This window comes from Bradyrhizobium sp. USDA 4472, assembly GCF_054058595.1.
In genome coordinates this window covers 1,182,684-1,198,407 of the sequence record NZ_JBSSAM010000001.1, presented here as the reverse complement: position 1 = coordinate 1,198,407, position 15,724 = coordinate 1,182,684, and the positions used below count along the sequence as shown (strand labels likewise).

General features: G+C 59.2%; 8 protein-coding genes and 4 pseudogenes. 7 read left to right on the top strand and 5 right to left on the bottom strand.

Annotated features, from left to right (window positions below):
• Positions 1–165 precede the first annotated feature (165 nt).
• Positions 166–2,313, top strand: a complete 2,148-nt coding sequence (locus ACVWZ4_RS05430; RefSeq protein WP_456701634.1) for an acetate--CoA ligase family protein — start codon at positions 166–168, stop codon at positions 2,311–2,313.
• Positions 2,271–3,056 carry a carnitinyl-CoA dehydratase gene (locus ACVWZ4_RS05425; RefSeq protein WP_456701635.1) on the top strand — a complete coding sequence of 262 codons (786 nt, stop codon included), beginning with the start codon at positions 2,271–2,273 and terminating at the stop codon, positions 3,054–3,056. The genes ACVWZ4_RS05430 and ACVWZ4_RS05425 overlap by 43 nt, the downstream gene beginning before the upstream one ends.
• A gap of 365 nt (positions 3,057–3,421) precedes the next feature.
• On the opposite strand, the pseudogene ACVWZ4_RS05420 reads toward ACVWZ4_RS05425, so the two are convergent.
• Positions 3,422–4,376, bottom strand: a pseudogene (locus ACVWZ4_RS05420) (IS481 family transposase).
• A 127-nt stretch (positions 4,377–4,503) separates the two neighbouring features.
• Here ACVWZ4_RS05420 and ACVWZ4_RS05415 point away from each other — a divergent pair.
• A pseudogene (locus ACVWZ4_RS05415) lies at positions 4,504–5,698 on the top strand (IS3 family transposase).
• A 229-nt stretch (positions 5,699–5,927) separates the two neighbouring features.
• On the opposite strand, the gene ACVWZ4_RS05410 reads toward ACVWZ4_RS05415, so the two are convergent.
• Together ACVWZ4_RS05410 and ACVWZ4_RS05405 are read right to left on the bottom strand one after the other, a co-directional pair.
• On the bottom strand, positions 5,928–6,809 hold the full coding sequence (locus tag ACVWZ4_RS05410) for a 3-keto-5-aminohexanoate cleavage protein (RefSeq protein ID WP_456701636.1): 882 nt from the start codon (positions 6,807–6,809) through the stop codon (positions 5,928–5,930).
• A gap of 1,044 nt (positions 6,810–7,853) precedes the next feature.
• A complete protein-coding gene (locus ACVWZ4_RS05405; RefSeq protein WP_456763508.1) occupies positions 7,854–10,358 on the bottom strand; it encodes a CoA transferase in 2,505 nt (834 codons plus the stop codon).
• A 1,638-nt stretch (positions 10,359–11,996) separates the two neighbouring features.
• Here ACVWZ4_RS05405 and ACVWZ4_RS05400 point away from each other — a divergent pair.
• The 3 genes and pseudogenes from ACVWZ4_RS05400 to ACVWZ4_RS05390 all read left to right on the top strand — a co-directional run.
• Positions 11,997–12,980: a 3-hydroxyacyl-CoA dehydrogenase NAD-binding domain-containing protein gene (locus ACVWZ4_RS05400; RefSeq protein ID WP_456701638.1), complete on the top strand. Its 984-nt coding sequence runs from the start codon at positions 11,997–11,999 to the stop codon at positions 12,978–12,980.
• Positions 12,967–13,422 carry a thioesterase family protein gene (locus tag ACVWZ4_RS05395; RefSeq protein ID WP_456701639.1) on the top strand — a complete coding sequence of 152 codons (456 nt, stop codon included), beginning with the start codon at positions 12,967–12,969 and terminating at the stop codon, positions 13,420–13,422. Before ACVWZ4_RS05400 ends, ACVWZ4_RS05395 begins: the two co-directional genes overlap by 14 nt.
• 178 nt (positions 13,423–13,600) lie before the next feature.
• A pseudogene (locus tag ACVWZ4_RS05390) lies at positions 13,601–14,258 on the top strand (transposase); the annotation flags it as partial.
• A gap of 14 nt (positions 14,259–14,272) precedes the next feature.
• Here ACVWZ4_RS05390 and ACVWZ4_RS05385 read toward each other — a convergent pair.
• Positions 14,273–14,503 (bottom strand): annotated as a pseudogene (locus ACVWZ4_RS05385) (integrase core domain-containing protein); the annotation flags it as partial.
• Between ACVWZ4_RS05385 and ACVWZ4_RS05380 the strand changes: the two are divergent.
• Positions 14,466–14,597, top strand: a complete 132-nt coding sequence (locus ACVWZ4_RS05380; RefSeq protein ID WP_456763509.1) for a hypothetical protein — start codon at positions 14,466–14,468, stop codon at positions 14,595–14,597. The pseudogene ACVWZ4_RS05385 and the gene ACVWZ4_RS05380 overlap by 38 nt on opposite strands.
• Before the next feature lie 174 nt (positions 14,598–14,771).
• Here ACVWZ4_RS05380 and istB read toward each other — a convergent pair whose 3' ends face one another.
• A complete protein-coding gene (gene istB, locus ACVWZ4_RS05375; RefSeq protein WP_456705170.1) occupies positions 14,772–15,515 on the bottom strand; it encodes an IS21-like element helper ATPase IstB in 744 nt (247 codons plus the stop codon).
• Between the last annotated feature and the right edge of the window lie 209 nt (positions 15,516–15,724).

Sequence of the window (15,724 nt, the reverse complement as noted above, 5' to 3'; positions counted from 1 at the left end):
GCGGGTGTGAGCAGCTTGGGTATGAATCCGGTGATCAATTTGACCGCAGGATCCCTGTGACCTCCCCTATCTGGGGAGTTGCTGTTTGACGCAATTCCCCGCAGGAGTGGGCGATGGATCGCCGTTGGAGTCCCCAGCGCGATCTTGGTTTTTAGGACCTGATCGATGCATAAGTTAGAGCGCCTCCTACGTCCGAAATCTATCGCTGTCTTCGGAGGTCGACAGGCCGCATCTGTTGTTACGCAATCCATTAAGATAGGGTTTGCGGGCGAGATCTGGCCGGTGCACCCAACCAAAGATGAGATTGCCGGCCGAAGGGCCTACCATTCTGTGGCCGATCTGCCCGGTGCGCCTGACGCCGCTTTCGTCGGCGTGAACCGGCATCTCACTATAGGCGTGATCTCATGCCTCGCCTTGCGCGGCGCGGGGGGCGCCGTTTGCTATGCTTCCGGCTTTCTCGAAGTCGGAGCCTACGACCACGACGGCGAACGGCTGCAGAGTGAGCTGGTTAAGGCTGCCAAAGGCATGCCGATGCTTGGTCCGAACTGCTATGGTCTGATCAACTATGCCGATGGGGCACTCTTGTGGCCTGACCAGCATGGCGGCGTTAGACTGGCCGAAGGAAGCCGTGGCGTCGCTATTATCACGCAGTCTTCAAGCATCGCCATCAGCATGACGATGCAGAAGCGTGGCTTACCAATCGCTTTTCTGATGACCGCCGGCAATCAGGCGCAGATCGGTCTCTCCGAGATCGCCCTTGGTTTGATTGAGGACGATCGCGTCAGCACACTCGGGCTCCACATTGAAGCGTTCGATTCCGTAGCCGGTTTCGAAAGGCTTGCCGCGCGTGCGCGAGAGTTGAAGAAGCCGATCATCGCTATGAAAGTCGGCCGTTCCGAGCAAGCGCGTCACGCAACCTTATCGCATACCGCTTCGCTTGCTGGCTCGGACGCCGCTTCCGACGCATTCCTGAAGCGGCTTGGTGTCGCCCGCGTCGAATCGATTCCCGCCTTCGTCGAGGCGCTGAAGCTTTTGCACGTAACCGGACCGTTGCCTGGCCCACGCCTCTCCTCGGTCAGTTGCTCGGGTGGCGAAGCTTCGGTCTTGGCGGACAGTGCGGAAGGGCGTCTCGTACATTTTCCTCGCCTCACCGACGAGCACCGCGCCAGTGTTAAATCGACGCTTGGGCCGCTGGTTGCGGTGGCCAACCCGCTCGACTACCACACCTTCATCTGGAACAACGAGCCGGCGCTGACCGACACCTTCACGGCAATGGTTGCGGGTGGCCTTGATCTCAACATGATGGTGCTTGACTTCCCGCGTCCCGACCGCTGCTCGAACACCACTTATTGGCCGAGTATACGCGCATTCGAAGCGGCGCTGAAGGCCAACAAGGCGCGGGGCGCGATTGTCTCGTCGCTACCCGAGAACATGCCTGAAGAGTACATTCCCGGAATCATAGAGCGTGGCATAGCGCCTTTACAAGGGATTTCAGAAGCGATGCAAGCTGCAGAGGCGGGAGCTTTTATTGGCACGGCGTGGTCGGGGCCGCGGGCCGAGCCAATCGACACCGCGGCTGCAGGTAGGCTTGCCGGCGATCGTCTAGTAATTGAGGAGGCCGAAGCCAAGGAAATGCTGCTCAAAGCTGGGCTGCCCGTGCCAAAGGGCGAGCGCGCCGGCAATGCGGAAGAGGCAGTGACCGTATCCAGGGCGCTCGGAGTTCCTGTAGCACTGAAGGCGCTAGGCGTCGCGCACAAATCGGAAGTTGGTGCGGTGCGGCTGAATCTGTGCGACGCCGAGTCGGTTAGTGCCGCAGCGCATGATCTGCTCGCGCTCGGGTCAGGGCTCTACGTCGAACGTATGGTACGCGACGGCGTCGCCGAACTAATCGTCGGCTTCGTCCGCGACCCCATGTTTGGCACAGTAATGAGGCTCGGCACCGGCGGCGTACTGGTTGAGTTGTTGCGCGACACGGTAACCCTGATGCTGCCGACAACGCACAAGGATATAATAGCAGCGCTGCGCGGACTGAAACTCTACCCGTTGCTGGAAGGCTACCGCGGGCGGCCCAAGGCGGATGTCGCGGCAGCTATCGAGGCCATTTCAGGCCTCGCAACCTTTGTTCAGAAAAATTCCCGCGAGATCGAAGAGGTAGACATTAACCCGCTGATTGTCTGTACAGAAGGCAAAGGCGCCTGGATTGCAGACGCGCTGCTGGTGCTTCGAAGAAGTAAAACTCTGATGCTTGGGAAAACTGGAGAAAATCAGAAATGGTTGGCGTCATCACCACCCGCCGCGAAGGCGCAATCGTAGAGGTCACGCTGGATCGGCCGAAGGCCAATGCCATAGATAACAAAACCTCCCAGCTGATGGGTGATACATTCAAGGCGTTTCGAGACGATCCCGAGTTGCGCGTCGCAATTGTCAAGACGGCCGGTGATAAATTCTTCAGCGCAGGCTGGGATCTTAAATCGGCAGCAGCTGCGGACGAACTCGGCAACAACGACTACGGCGTCGGCGGATTCGGTGGATTGCAGGAACTACGCGGCCTCAACAAACCGGTGATTGCCTGCGTCAATGGCATGGCAGTAGGTGGTGGCTTCGAACTGGCACTCTCCTGTGACCTGATTTACGCCGCCGATCATTCTTCATTCGCGCTGCCGGAAATTCGCGCAGGCGTGCTGGCCGACGCGGCAAGTATCAAGTTACCAAAACGCATTCCTTACCATATCGCCATGGAATTACTGCTTACGGGTCGCTGGATGGATGCCGCAGAGGCGCATCGCTGGGGTATCGTCAATGAGGTGCTGCCCAAGGAAACGCTCGAGGAACGCGTCTGGGAGATTGCACGACTACTCGCCAGCGGGCCGCCGCTCGTATTTGCCGCGATCAAGGAGACGGTACGCGTAGCGGAGGTCCTCACGTTCCAAGACGCCATAAATAGGATTTCGCGTCGCCAACTCGCGAGTGTAGAAGCCCTCCATTGTTCGGAGGATAGGCTGGAGGGACCACGGGCTTTCGCCGAAAAGCGCAATCCGGTTTGGAAGGGGAGATAGCGCAGTTTGCCTAGAGTGATTCGATCAGTGGGCGGCGTATGCCGCTGTCAGTAAGCACGTGTTTCGTAAGATCCAACCCAATTGTATCAGCTCCTGGCTTGGGAACCTCCGTTTCGAATGATGCACGCCGCCCACCTTGCCACAGCGAAGCTGTGAGGGGTGGCCCAACCCCATCAGTGATGGCAGGCGAACTCGGTGCCATCGTCAGACACGATCATTCCTGGCTTGCGGCGTCGGTCGACGATTGCCGTGACTTCGCGGGCACGAGCCGCCCCGAGATCGACGTGTCCGGAATGCGCCCAGGCATTCCTGCTGAACTGCCCCCCGTTTCGACCGGACACCGGCGTTAGCCGGAGGAGCTAGGCCTAGTTGTGGAGCCTCAAGAGGTTGTCCTCGGTCAGCCCGAGGCGGCTGATCGGTGTTTGTGAGTCTAAACCACCATGGGCCCGATGCCAGTTGTATTGATGCAGCCAGATCGGCAACTCTTGAGCGCGGCGATCGGAGGTTGGATAGGCTTTGGCATAAGCCCATTCGCGTAGTGCGGTTTGGATGAAGCGCTCTGCCTTGCCATTTGTTCTCGGCGTGTAGGGTTTGGTGCGGATGTGCTTGATGCCCAGGTCGCCGCACGCCTCGCCGAAGGCGTGAGATCGGTAGCAACCGCCATTGTCGGTCATGACGCGCGTGACGGTGACCCCAAGGCCTCTATAATAGGCCACAGCCGCCTTGAGAAAAGACACCGCGCTGTCCACCGTCTCGTCCGGTTTGATCTCCGAGAAAGCGACGCGGGAATGGTCGTCAATGCAGACGTGGACGAACTCCCAGCCGACGCCTCGGCTCCTGTTTGGACCACTTGAATCGCCGGTGATGCGATGACCAACCCGCTCGAAACGCCCGAACTTTTTGATGTCGATGTGAATGATCTCGCCTGGAGACTCACGCTCATAACGGCGCTCCGGCTCGGCCGGTTCAAGATCGCGGATCCGGTTCAAGCCCAAACGACGAAGCACTCGGCTGACCGTGGCTGGCGACACCTTGACCTCGATTGCGATTTGGGCCGGTGTGGCGCTGCCGGCGCAAGGCCTCGATGGCGGTGCACGTGGCCGGCAGGGTTTGGCTCGGCGATGAATGAGGTCGAGACGAGCGGTCGAGCAAGCCAGCCACACCGTTCTCGCGGAAGCGCTTGACCCATTTGGCGACCGTCTTCGGCGTCGTGTTGAAAAGGTCAGCCGCGCCGGCCTGGCTCAACCCACCCTCGACTACGCTTCGCACCATCGCCTCTCGACCTTTGGGCGTCAAAGGCGCATTCTTGTGGACGTTCATCTGGTCTTTCCTTGGAACACTGAAGCTTCGCAACCTCAGCTTCCTCGGTTCAGACCAGATGGACAACCTCCTGAAAGACCACACCTAGTCCTAGGCATACGCCTATGTCTGACACAAGGTGGAAGTCATGACCGGCGTTGCCCGGCGGCGGCGATTTACGACGGAGCAGAAGCTCTTGGTCGTCAACGAGACGCTGCAACCGGGCATGTCGATCAGCTATGTTGCTCGTCGCCATGGGCTCTCCCCGAGCCTGGTCTTCCGATGGAGACGGCTGATGAGTGAAGGGGGCGAGGAAGCGGTGCGGGCCGACGAGAATGTGGTCGCCGCGTCCGAGGTCCGGCGGCTGGAGGAACGGGTTCGAGACCTCGAACGCCTGCTGGGCCGCAAGACCATGGAGATCGAGATCCTCAAGGAGGCTCTTGATCTTGCACGGGTAAAAAAACCGACCTTGCTGTCGCGATCGCAGGCACCGGAGGATACCCCGTGAAACGGATCGCAGAGACCCTCGGGGTGGCCCGTTCCAACCTGATTGAGCGAGCGGGTGGCAAGCGCCCGAAGCGCGGTCCCCAGACCCGCGCTGGGGATGCGGAGCTCACGTCTGATATCCGTCGCCTGGTGGATAGCCGCCCAAGCTATGGATACCGGCGGATCGCCGCGCTCCTCAAGCGCGAGCGGCGATCCGCCGGCCACGACCCTGTCAACGCCAAGCGCGTCTACCGACTGATGAAGAAGAGCGGCTTGTTGCTGGCCCGGCATACAGGGCGCCGCACCCGCGGGCCCATGACGGAACGATCATGACAAGCCGCTCCAACGAGCGTTGGTGTTCGGACGCGCTGGAATTCACCTGCTGGAATGGCGAGATCGTGCGGGTTGCCTTTGCCCTGGACACCCACGACCGCGAGGTCATCAGCTGGGTGGCCACAACGGCTGGGATCTCCGGCGAGATGATCCGGGACATGATGGTCCACTGTGTCGAACAGCGGTTCGCCGACATCCGCGCTCCGCGCGAGGTGCAATGGCTGACCGACAATGGATCCATCTTCGCCGCCTATCGCACCCTTGAGATTGCCGCCGCCCTGAACCTGGAGCCCTGCTTCACGCCGGTCGAAAGCCCCGAGAGCAACGGCATGGCCGAGGCGTTCGTCAAGAGCTTCGAGCGTGACTATGTTCGTGTGAACCCGATCCCTGACGCGAGCACCGCCCTGCAGCGGATCGACCAATGGATGGAGGATTACAACTCAGAACACCCGCACTCCCGGGTGGGCTACCGCTTAACGCGGGAGTACATTGCATCACTCAATCGAGCCGAGTGTCCGGTCTGACGGGGGCAACTCCACACTCCCATTAGCGGGGAGGTCTTCCGCGTCAATGGCATTAGCCTTCGTGCAATCGAGCGTGAGGCGAGGATCGCCCCTTCACTGCGCGTGGTTACAAGTTCAGCCATTCGTTCTCTTCTCCATTGTCAGCGCGTTGAGACCAAGCTATCGCTTGATTGCAGAGGACGTGAGCCCACCGTCAAGACGCCCGGCTGTTTCCGACAAAAAGCGGTTCTTAGCCGCGCTTCATCAAGCCGAGCATTTGTCGCGCTTCGGCCGGTGTGGCGATGCTGGCGCCCATCCTCTCAATAATCCCAACCGCGTTGTCGACGAGTTCGGCGTTGGATGCCAGCACGCCGCGCCGCAGATAGATATTGTCCTCCAGCCCGACGCGAATATGTCCTCCTAGTCTCACAATTGCCGCAACCGTCGGCATTTCGTCCGGACCACAGCCAAATCCAGCCCAAATCGCACCGGGAGGCAGGATTTCTTTCATGGCCTGGATCACGATCGGCTCAGCAGGAGCGCCAGTACCGGTGCTAAGGCAGAATTGGAACAGCGGCGGGCCCTTGAGGGTACCTTCTTCGATGAGCTTCTTGGCATTTTCGATGTGGCCGAGGTCGAAGCATTCGAGCTCGGGCTTGACGCCGGCATCCTGCATGAGCTTCGTCATTTCTCGCAAGTCGGACATTCGCGCCACATAGATCGATTCGCCGAACGCCAACAAACCACAATCAAGTGTGGCGATCTCCGGCTTGAGCGTAGTCGCTTGGAGGACACGATCCCTCGGGCACTTGAGCGCAGTGGCCTTGCCAAGCGTTGGCGGGTCGAGGGAATCGAGCACAATCGTACCATCCATTCCGCATGTCAGATTGATGATGACGTCGGTGGACGAGTCGCGCAGCTTCTTTACGACTTGTTCATAAAGCTCCAAGCGATTCGAAGGCGTCCCGTCCTCCTCACGAACGTGGATGTGAACGACGGCAGCCCCTGCTTTCGCCGCATCAATGGCCGCTGTAGCGATTTGCGAAGGCGTCTTGGGGATGTTCGGATGCTTTGCAACGACTGCCGCATTCCCGCCGGTGATTGCGCACGTGAGAACGACTTTTCGGGACATCAAGGACTCCTCTATTGATATGTCGGGACTATCGCGAGACGGAATTGAGCAGTAAGTATTTGGACCTCTCAAGGAGCCGGTGCTCCGGTCTGGAGATTCGCGGTGCGACCCACATTCCGCGCCGGACTTTCGCATTGGCTTTGCCGCGCGATCCGCAGCTTTTCGAGAAACTCCGGGCGAAGTGGCTCTCTTTGGGGCTTACGACCCCGACATTGAGCTGCAAGTGCTCCGCTGTCGTCGACATCATAACAGGGACGTCCGCGGCAGCAGCAACTTCAACCTGATAGCCGATGGCAAAACCGCAGCTCGAACAATCGCCACGGCGCCTTGCGCGACTAGCCTACGCGGAGCGGCAATGTAGGGTCGGACGAGCGCTGGATCGCCGCTCATCGTGCGGTCCACCGTAGATTTTGGCACCTTGATCACGACGGCAAACCCGTAAGTGTCCCGACCGACTCATCAGCAAGCCGAGAGGCGGCGCGCGCGGACCCAACCGGGCTCACGATCAAAGTCCAGGATTCCAACACAGCTTTTGTTTTCAATGCCATTGAGACGTCCAGATCGCAAACGTGTGACGGATCGACTATAGACGCCCGAAGGCGCCGGATTTCCACGAACTTGGCATGGAAACAGTCGGAAATGTGTGTCCCATAGGTAAATTGCGGAGGTTCGCGCCCCCGACATGACTCGGCCGTTCCTCGTGAGCGCATCGTGGACTCGCCACAGATCTACAGGGAAATCGCGTTCCTTCCGTTCGGCCTGTGTGTGATCCAAGCAACAAGATCCTCTGCTGCATTGCCGATCAAACTCGGCTGGCCGTGCCATTGTCCCACCGAGCTATTCGCCTCCATTGCCCTGCGCTAGACTCGGACACTGCAAATCGATCTCACGGTACGAATTTTCCCAGCTCAAACATGTGACGCTCTAGACTCGCGAGCTCTACCTTGCGGTGGGCGCGGTGTCAGGCCATCCTGCGCACTCATTTAATCCCATTCGTATTGGATGCACAACGAGCGCTAAGCGCTTTAGTCCTGGCTCTCCTCCTCAGCTGGGCAAATATTCGCGACTCCAGCTTTCGCTTATGGCTCCCCTGGCCAGCAACCCGTCTATCTCCGCTTCAGCATATTGCAGTGACCGCAGAACTTGCCGTGTCGAGGCGCCGTATTTTTCTGCGGGCGGCAGTGGATGTATCTTTCCAACGGCCAAGCGTATTGCATACGGATCAACCTGCGTTACCGCGTGGCCGCTGGGATGGTCACCAAATATTGAGAAGGAGTAACTGCCCTGTCCGCTAGTCGAAGCACGATCCGCCGGCTTGGAATTTGCAGATCGAATTGCCTCTATGTCCTCGCAAATTGCAGCGCCGATGTCGGCTGCCTTGAATCGTGACAACCATTCTTCAGCGGAAGTCTTGCCGATCGCGTCTGTGAGATAGGAGGCGCGACCATCTTTCGGTACATCAGGTAGTCGTTCTAGCCCTTCGATCGACGCAAAGCGCGGCACGTCGCCCTCTAAGGCGCTGAGCAGAAGGCTGCGGCCGGAGGCCGTCGCATAGAGGCGGGTCAATGCATCATAGCCCCTTACGTCAGGACCGGCAGGTTCGTCGAAGGGTCCACGCCGTTCATAGTCGTAACAGAATGGCAGCTGCGCGAGGCCGGAGACTGCGGAGAGCGAAGTCCGGGCTCGCCCTGCGTGGCCGGTCCTAAGTTTTTGGTACAGTGCGGCAGCAATGCCAAGACCTGCCCCAAACCCGGACATCACGTCAATCGTGCCGTCGTGCGCGTGGTCCTCAGGCTTGTCTGCGGAACCACCGAACCTCAGCATAATGCCCGTTGTCGCCTGGACGAGGTTGTCATAACCCCGGTAGTCGCTGCGGGGGCCGCGACGGACGCCGCCGAAGCAATCGAGCTGACAGAAGACTGCGGCCGGATTGAGCGCTTGCAGGCCCTCCATATCGAGCCCCATGCGCTTGACCTGTTGGTCAGTCGCATTCCAGACGATGACATGAACAGACTTTATCAGCCTGTCGAAAACCTCCCGGCCACCTGATGACCGGAGATCTACCAGAACCGAACGTTTGCCCCGCATATGAGTCATGCCAACGATGACCGTGTTCGAGCAATCGTAAAGAGGGCGCGCAGGGTCGACCTTGATAACCTCCGCTCCGAAACGGCCGAGGTAGTACGTGGAGTGCGGACCAGCGATCACGTTGGCTAAATCGAGGATCCGTACGCCGTCGAGCCATGCTGCGTGGGTCTCCGCAAGCGGGGCCATCGGCGTGCGAGATGGGGTCGCCGAGACCGCGGCGAGTGCCTGATCGAAGTCGCACCACTTCCTGGATTTCGGGGTTAGCATCACTTCCCCGCTTTCCTCCAACCACGCTATCGGCCCGGGCTGGATCATCCGCCCATATACGGGATCGTCGACCTCGATCATGAGGCCGGCGCATTCAGCGTGATCGTCGCTGATCCACTCCTGCAGCCAGCGCTGAGGCGCACCGGGTAATTGCGCTTTCCCGAAGATGCGCTCCCATTCCTTTGCGGTTCGGGTCAGGAAGATGGTTTTCATACGGCCGGCGATCTTGTCGGCCCAGATCTTCGGTAATGGAGACACGCTGACCGAGTGATCGGATCTCCATTCCCGGATCGGAAGATAGGAATCGACCTCCTCTGCCAGACCCTCGGCAACGAGCTCGTTGTATAGTCCGAGAACTTGCAAGCAGCGCTTCGCATGATGCTTGTGGCCTAGGCAAACGACATAGAACATGCGCCCGTCCTTGCATTTGTAGTTGCGGCAAAATGGATCGAGCAACTCCTGTGAAGACTCGTAAGAAAGATCCATCGGCATGCCTGCATCGCGCCGGCGGTCGATCTCGCGCTCGCGTCGTTTCTTATAGCGGAGCGGAAGGTCTTTGATGTGGATGGAATTGTAGGCGAGGCCCTCCAGGAGGGCGCAGGCAAGAGGTACCTCGATGTGGTCGCCAGTCCCGCTGCGCTCCCGCGCTTGAAGTGCTAGAACCGTGGCAGATGCCGCGAGCATCGTACCGTAGGCTGAAGCCAGAGGCAGCGGCGAGAAAGACGGATTGACACCCATCAGCACGCGGTTGACACCCATATTGGTGAACACTCCTGAGGATGCCGCGATTACCCCTTCAAAAGCGCGCCACTCGCGACGAAGTTGGTCGTTCGAAGCAAATCCCGGAACTGACACGGTGATCAGGTCGGGCCGGACGCTCCGCAGGGCCGCGAAGTCAATGCCAAGACGCCTTAGTACCCCCGGGCGGAAGTTCTCGACCACGATATCAGCCTCTCGGATGAGGGTCTGCGCCTGGGATACGCCTTGCTTACTCTTCAGGTCGATCTGGACGATCAGTTTGTTTCGATTAAGGGTCGCATTAGCCGGGCTATGCCAGAGGGGACCTGTTGGCGGGTCGATATGCACGACAGTGGCGCCAAAGTCCGCAAGGATCATCGCAACTGCTGGGCCGGCAATGTACTGGCCGAAATCGACGACCTTGACACCGAAGAGAGGAAGGGTTGAACTTCGCATTGCTATCACTTTATTACTTGTCCGCGAGCGGCTTTTGGTATGCTAGATACTTCGTAGTGATGCTCGGAACGTCCACAACGCGTAGTCCGCGCAAATGGACAATCGGCCTCGAGCGCACGGCCCCACTTTACGGGTATCGGCGAGGCTGGCTGGCAGATCGTGTTTTCTCCCGGCCAGCTTCGACAAACAGGAATCGCTCTGTTGGGTCCGCTATGATCCTGCGGATCCGACCTACTTGGCATGCCCTGGTCTTGCGGTGTCCTGGGCTCAGCGGAACATGCGGACTAGACTCCACACCATATCCTTCTCCTTTGCCCCTGCAGGTCATTAACATCTCGGAAATCATCTTGAGCTTTCCCCTCACTAGAATCTGGTGCTTGCGAGCTCTGGAGAGCTGACTTTAACGCCAGCGCCTCTGCTCAGTGCCATCAATAGATACCCCGCGGACAGACGATCGCCAGCGCCTGTGGCGGAAGCCAGCGTGGCCGGCATCTCAGACCAACGCCTGCCCGTCCAGCATGCGCGCGAAATTTACGATCATCGATTGGGCGCACCGTCAATACAGGTATGCACATGCTGAGGCGCAGTTTCCGCGTTCGATTGATGACAACGGGCGCGGCCCTAAGAGGATGCGTTGTCCTTCCTTGTTGGCTCCATCATAGGCTATCCGACGAGTAGTAATTTCATAGTACAGGGCGAAAGAGGCTCAAGACACTACCAGCCCTGATGGGTAAAGCTGGATGGCTGCTGGATAATGTGACGCAGGCGGTTACTAGTTGGAGAGCTTGTGGAGTGACGGCGGTGTCGATGAGAGCTGCGGCTAGCGCTTGCTCCAGACCTTGGCCGCCATCAAGCGGCCCGCTCAATGCCAACTGCGCGTACAGGTGCGAGGCAAAACCGCCACAGAGAGAACGAGAGGTTCTCGTGGACGGCGAGTCGTGCGCATACCAGCCCGCATCCATCTTCGTCCGCCTGATAAGTATACTTAGGCGATGTTTAGTCCCCGCACTTGCTGAAGTCGAATCTCTCGGGAAATTTCACAGATCAACCTCGGTTTCTACGCACCGTGACGCATCAGTTCAAATTCGCACAAGCCGCTCCGCGTGATCTCAAGTCTCAACCACGACGGTTGTATCTTAACGGTTGGACCAAAAGCACTTGAAGCGCGAGTACCTGGGCCAGTGATTTAGCTCCAATCGTACGCTAGTGATCCTTGGGTTTGCCAGCGTCGCAGCCAGCGTCGAACCCCAGTGGGCCTTGGCCTGCAGTTGCGACTTCATTCAAAAGAATGAATGGCTCCGGCCGTTGCGGCGCCCCGTTGCTTGCAACGGTTGCAGTGAAATGGTTCCGCGGCAAGACCGAGCCGGATGGATCGCGCCGCCGCTTTTTGAGTCACTTCACCCAGGATCGAGATGTTTTGATATGAATCCCTTCATATTCTTTCAAGCGCATGAAGAATTTCAGCCGGTTATCCGCCCGGATTAAAGGAAATAGGCGTCAAACTCGATTATGATTCCCTGACTGCGCAAGCTTCATGGCTCTGTCCAGTGCTGCCAACGAAGGTCCGCCTCAGCACTAAAGCAGCTGGGCTAGCGACTCCTCGCCAGCTTGCCGCGGTTTCAAACTGGAGTAAATTGAATGTCGGAATCTAAAGTGTCGCGCGCGCGCAAGATCACCAGGGTCACTTGTATTGGCGGCGGCGTGATCGGAGCTGGTTGGGCGGCGCACTTCATGCGGGCAGGGCTTGATGTCGTGGTGTACGACCAAGCCGCGGACCGAGAGAACTATCTCAAAGAAAGTCTTGCGACGGCTATGCCTGCGCTCACGGAGTTGGGCATGTCCCCCGGCGCCTCGACTTCTCGGGTTTCCTTTACTGCTAATTTCGAAGAGGCATTGAAAGGTACCGATTTTGTGCAGGAAAGCGCTCCCGAAAACATCGACGCGAAAATACACTTGCTTTCAGAAATTGATGCGCTTGTGCCGTCTGATGTTGTCATCGCGTCAAGTTCTTCCGGCTTTCTTGCCTCACAGTTGAGAAAGCGCGCGCGGCATCCGGAGCGCATTCTTGTCGGCCACCCGTTCAATCCGCCTTTTCTGATTCCACTTGTTGAGATTGCCGGAGGCGATGCAGCTAGACAGGCAGCGGATAGCGCGACTGCATTTTACGAATCGACCGGCAGCGAAGTGGTCGAGCTAGACCGGGAGATTGAGGGTTACATCGGCAATCGTGTCCAATATGCCGTTCTCAAAGAAATTCTCTTCATGATGTCGCAAGGGGTGGCCGATCTTGAAGGGATAGATAAGGCCATTGCGGCAGGTCCAGCTATCCGCTGGGCAGCAATGGGCGTCTCTTCTTCTTTGTATCTCGGGAAGAGCGATCCGTCTCAATGGAAGAAGCTCGTGGAGAGCATCGGTCGTGACTTAGACAGCTATACTGCGCCTTCGGACTTCAAGCCAGGCGAGGCGCTGCTGCAGGCATATGCCGAAGAGGTCTCCAACGGGATCGGTGCGAAAGGGCAGGCGGGGCTCATGGCCTTGCGCAATGCTGGCGTGGTGAGCATCCGCTCCGCCTTGGAGCGTGTGCGGGCTAGCCTTGCAGGAGCGAAGCATGGCATGGATTAAGGCGTGGGACGGGATTGTCAAGAAAGACTGGTTGGACCAGCTCGAGCACGTCAATTTTCTGACCTACCAACGCATAGCCGATCTCGCCAGTGGTGAAATCTGGCGCCGGGCAAAGGACAACAGCGGCCTGGCACTGGGTGTTCAGTTCGTCCTGACAGAAACGCATGTTTGTTATATTCGCGAACTGCGGTTGGGCGCGCCCGTCGAAATCTTTACATGCCTCATCGCTTACGACAGCAAGCGGTTCCATCTGTTTCATCGCCTCGAAAGCACCGGCAATCTTGTTTGCACGGTCGAGACAATGAACTTATGCTTCGATCCCGTAACCCGCAGGGTGGCTCCACTCCCAGCCGTAGTTAGCAGCCATTTCGCGTCTTGGGGGAGTTCGCCGCATACCGTCCAGGCGCAATTGTCAATCGGGCGTAGACCATCCTACAATTGAAGCCATCATGCATGTTACAGCGGGTAGATGCTAAACTATGGAGCTGGGGCAGAAGGCAAGCTAGACCTCGATCCGCTGGTGCATCCCGACCCGCAATCGTCGTGATACGCTGGGGGTGACCTGCCACTGAGTATTCCTTCCAAAGGAGTTAGAGTCCGGCCCGAAGAAGGACGGACAGATGAAGCGAGCACGGTCCACGGAAGAGGAGATTATCAGGGTGCTGAAGGAGCATGAGGCCGGGGCGAAGACGACCGATCTGGCTCGCAAGCACGGGATCTCCGAGGCGACAATCCACAACTGGAATGGCCAAATTCGGCAGCATGACGTCTCCAAAACGAAGCGGTTGAGCGCCCCGGAGGAGGAGAACGGGGAAGCTGAAGAAGCTTTTGGCCGAGCAGGTGCTCGATGCAGTCGCACTTCGCGTGCTCCTTTCAAAAATAGCAGGGCCCGCCGGCAAGCGCGCAGCGGTCGCGCATCTGCAGTCCGTCATGAGCCTGTCGGAACGGCGGGCCTGCTCGATTGTGGTGGCCGTCAGAAAATGATTCGCTATTGCTCCGGCCGCCCGCCAGAGGCAGTTCTGCGTGGCCGATTGCGCGATCTCGCCAACGAGAGGCGTTTCGGCTATCGCCGCCTGTTCGTCCTGCTGCGGCGCGAGGGCGGGATCTACTGGGCTTTATCGCGAGGAAGGGCTCACCGTCCGCAAGCGGCGGGCTCGCCGCAAGGCCGTGGGCCGGTCGTGATCGAAGCCAAGCCAAATGCCCGCTGGACTTCGTCCACGACCAGTTCGCCAATGGCGACGCTTCCGCATCCTCAACATCGTCGAGGACGTCACCAAGTGGAGTTGCCCCCGTCAGATCGGACACTCGGCTGGTTTGAGTGATGCAATGTACTCCCGCGGTGAGCAGTAGCCCAGCCGGGAGTGCGGGTGTTCTGAGTTGTAATCCTCCATCCATTGGTCGATCCGCTGCAGGGCGGTGCTCGCGTCAGGGATCGGGTTCACACGAACATAGTCACGCTCGAAGCTCTTGACGAACGCCTCGGCCATGCCGTTGCTCTCGGGGCTTTCGAGCGGCGTGAAGCAGGCTGCGCATTCCAGGGATGGTGATCAGGTGTTCCATGCGATGGTGATCACGGATTCCAGTGATCGTGATCAGGACGGAGGCGAACACGGCTGACGGATTTATGTGTGCTGGAAATGTCCTCCTCGTCAAGGCTGGCGGGTTGGTTCGAAGATCGTTCCGGCGGTCCATGGGAGGGCCCCGTGCGCGGCGCGGAGTGCCCCCACGAGCGACGTAGCGACGCGCGCGGGAGGGGCCTGTGGGCCGGCGGGGCGATCGTGCGCGAGGTGCTCACGGTTTTTTCTTTTCGCCAGCCTGACGCCGTAGACTGTCGCCTTTGCGCTCGAGGCGGTGCGCATTGTGAATGATGCGATCCAATATCGCGTCACCGAGAGTGGGATCGGCAATGACGTCATGCCATTGCGACACGGGGACCTGACTTGTGATCAATAAGGATCCCTTGTCGTAGCGATCGTCGACGATCTCAAGCAGATCACGACGCTGGTCGGCGGTGAGCGGTTCAGGTCCCCAGTCGTCGAGGATGAGGAGATTGACACGCTCAAGCGCGGCGATCAGGCGCGCCAGACGGCCTTCGCCGCGCGCCTGAGCGAGATCGGCGAACAGGCGGGATGCCCGCTTGTAGAGGACGGAGAAGCCGTCGCGGCAGGCTTTGTTGCCGAGCGCACAGGCAAGCCAGGACTTGCCGGTGCCGGTTGGGCCGACAATGACCAGGTGGTTGGCCTCACGGATCCATTGGCTGGTGGCGAGGTTCTGGAAGAGCGAACGGTCGAGGCCGCGAGCGGTGCGATAGTCGACGTTCTCGATGGCGGCAGCTTGACGGAGTTTGGCACTGCTCAAGCGGCGCGTGAGGCGGCGGTTGTCGCGGGCGGTGACCTCGCGATCCACGAGGAGGCCGAGCCACTCGGCGTGCGGCATCTCGGCCGCCTCGGGATTGTTCTGCAGTTCGACGAGGGTATCGGCCATGGCGGCGAGACCGAGGGCGCGCAAGCGATCGACAGTGGGGTGAATGAGCACGATGATCTCCTGATCAGTTGTAGTAGCTGCGGCCACGGATGTTGGCGTGGAAGAGGATGGGCGCCCCTCGGTGGGAGGAGCGGTTCTGTCGGTGCCGTTCTTGAGGATGGCGGCGACCGATTTGTAGGAACGGGCGTTGAGCAGAAGGGCACGGGCGCAGGCGGCGTCGACGCGTTCCTGGCCGTAGCGCTTGACCACCGATGGTGTTG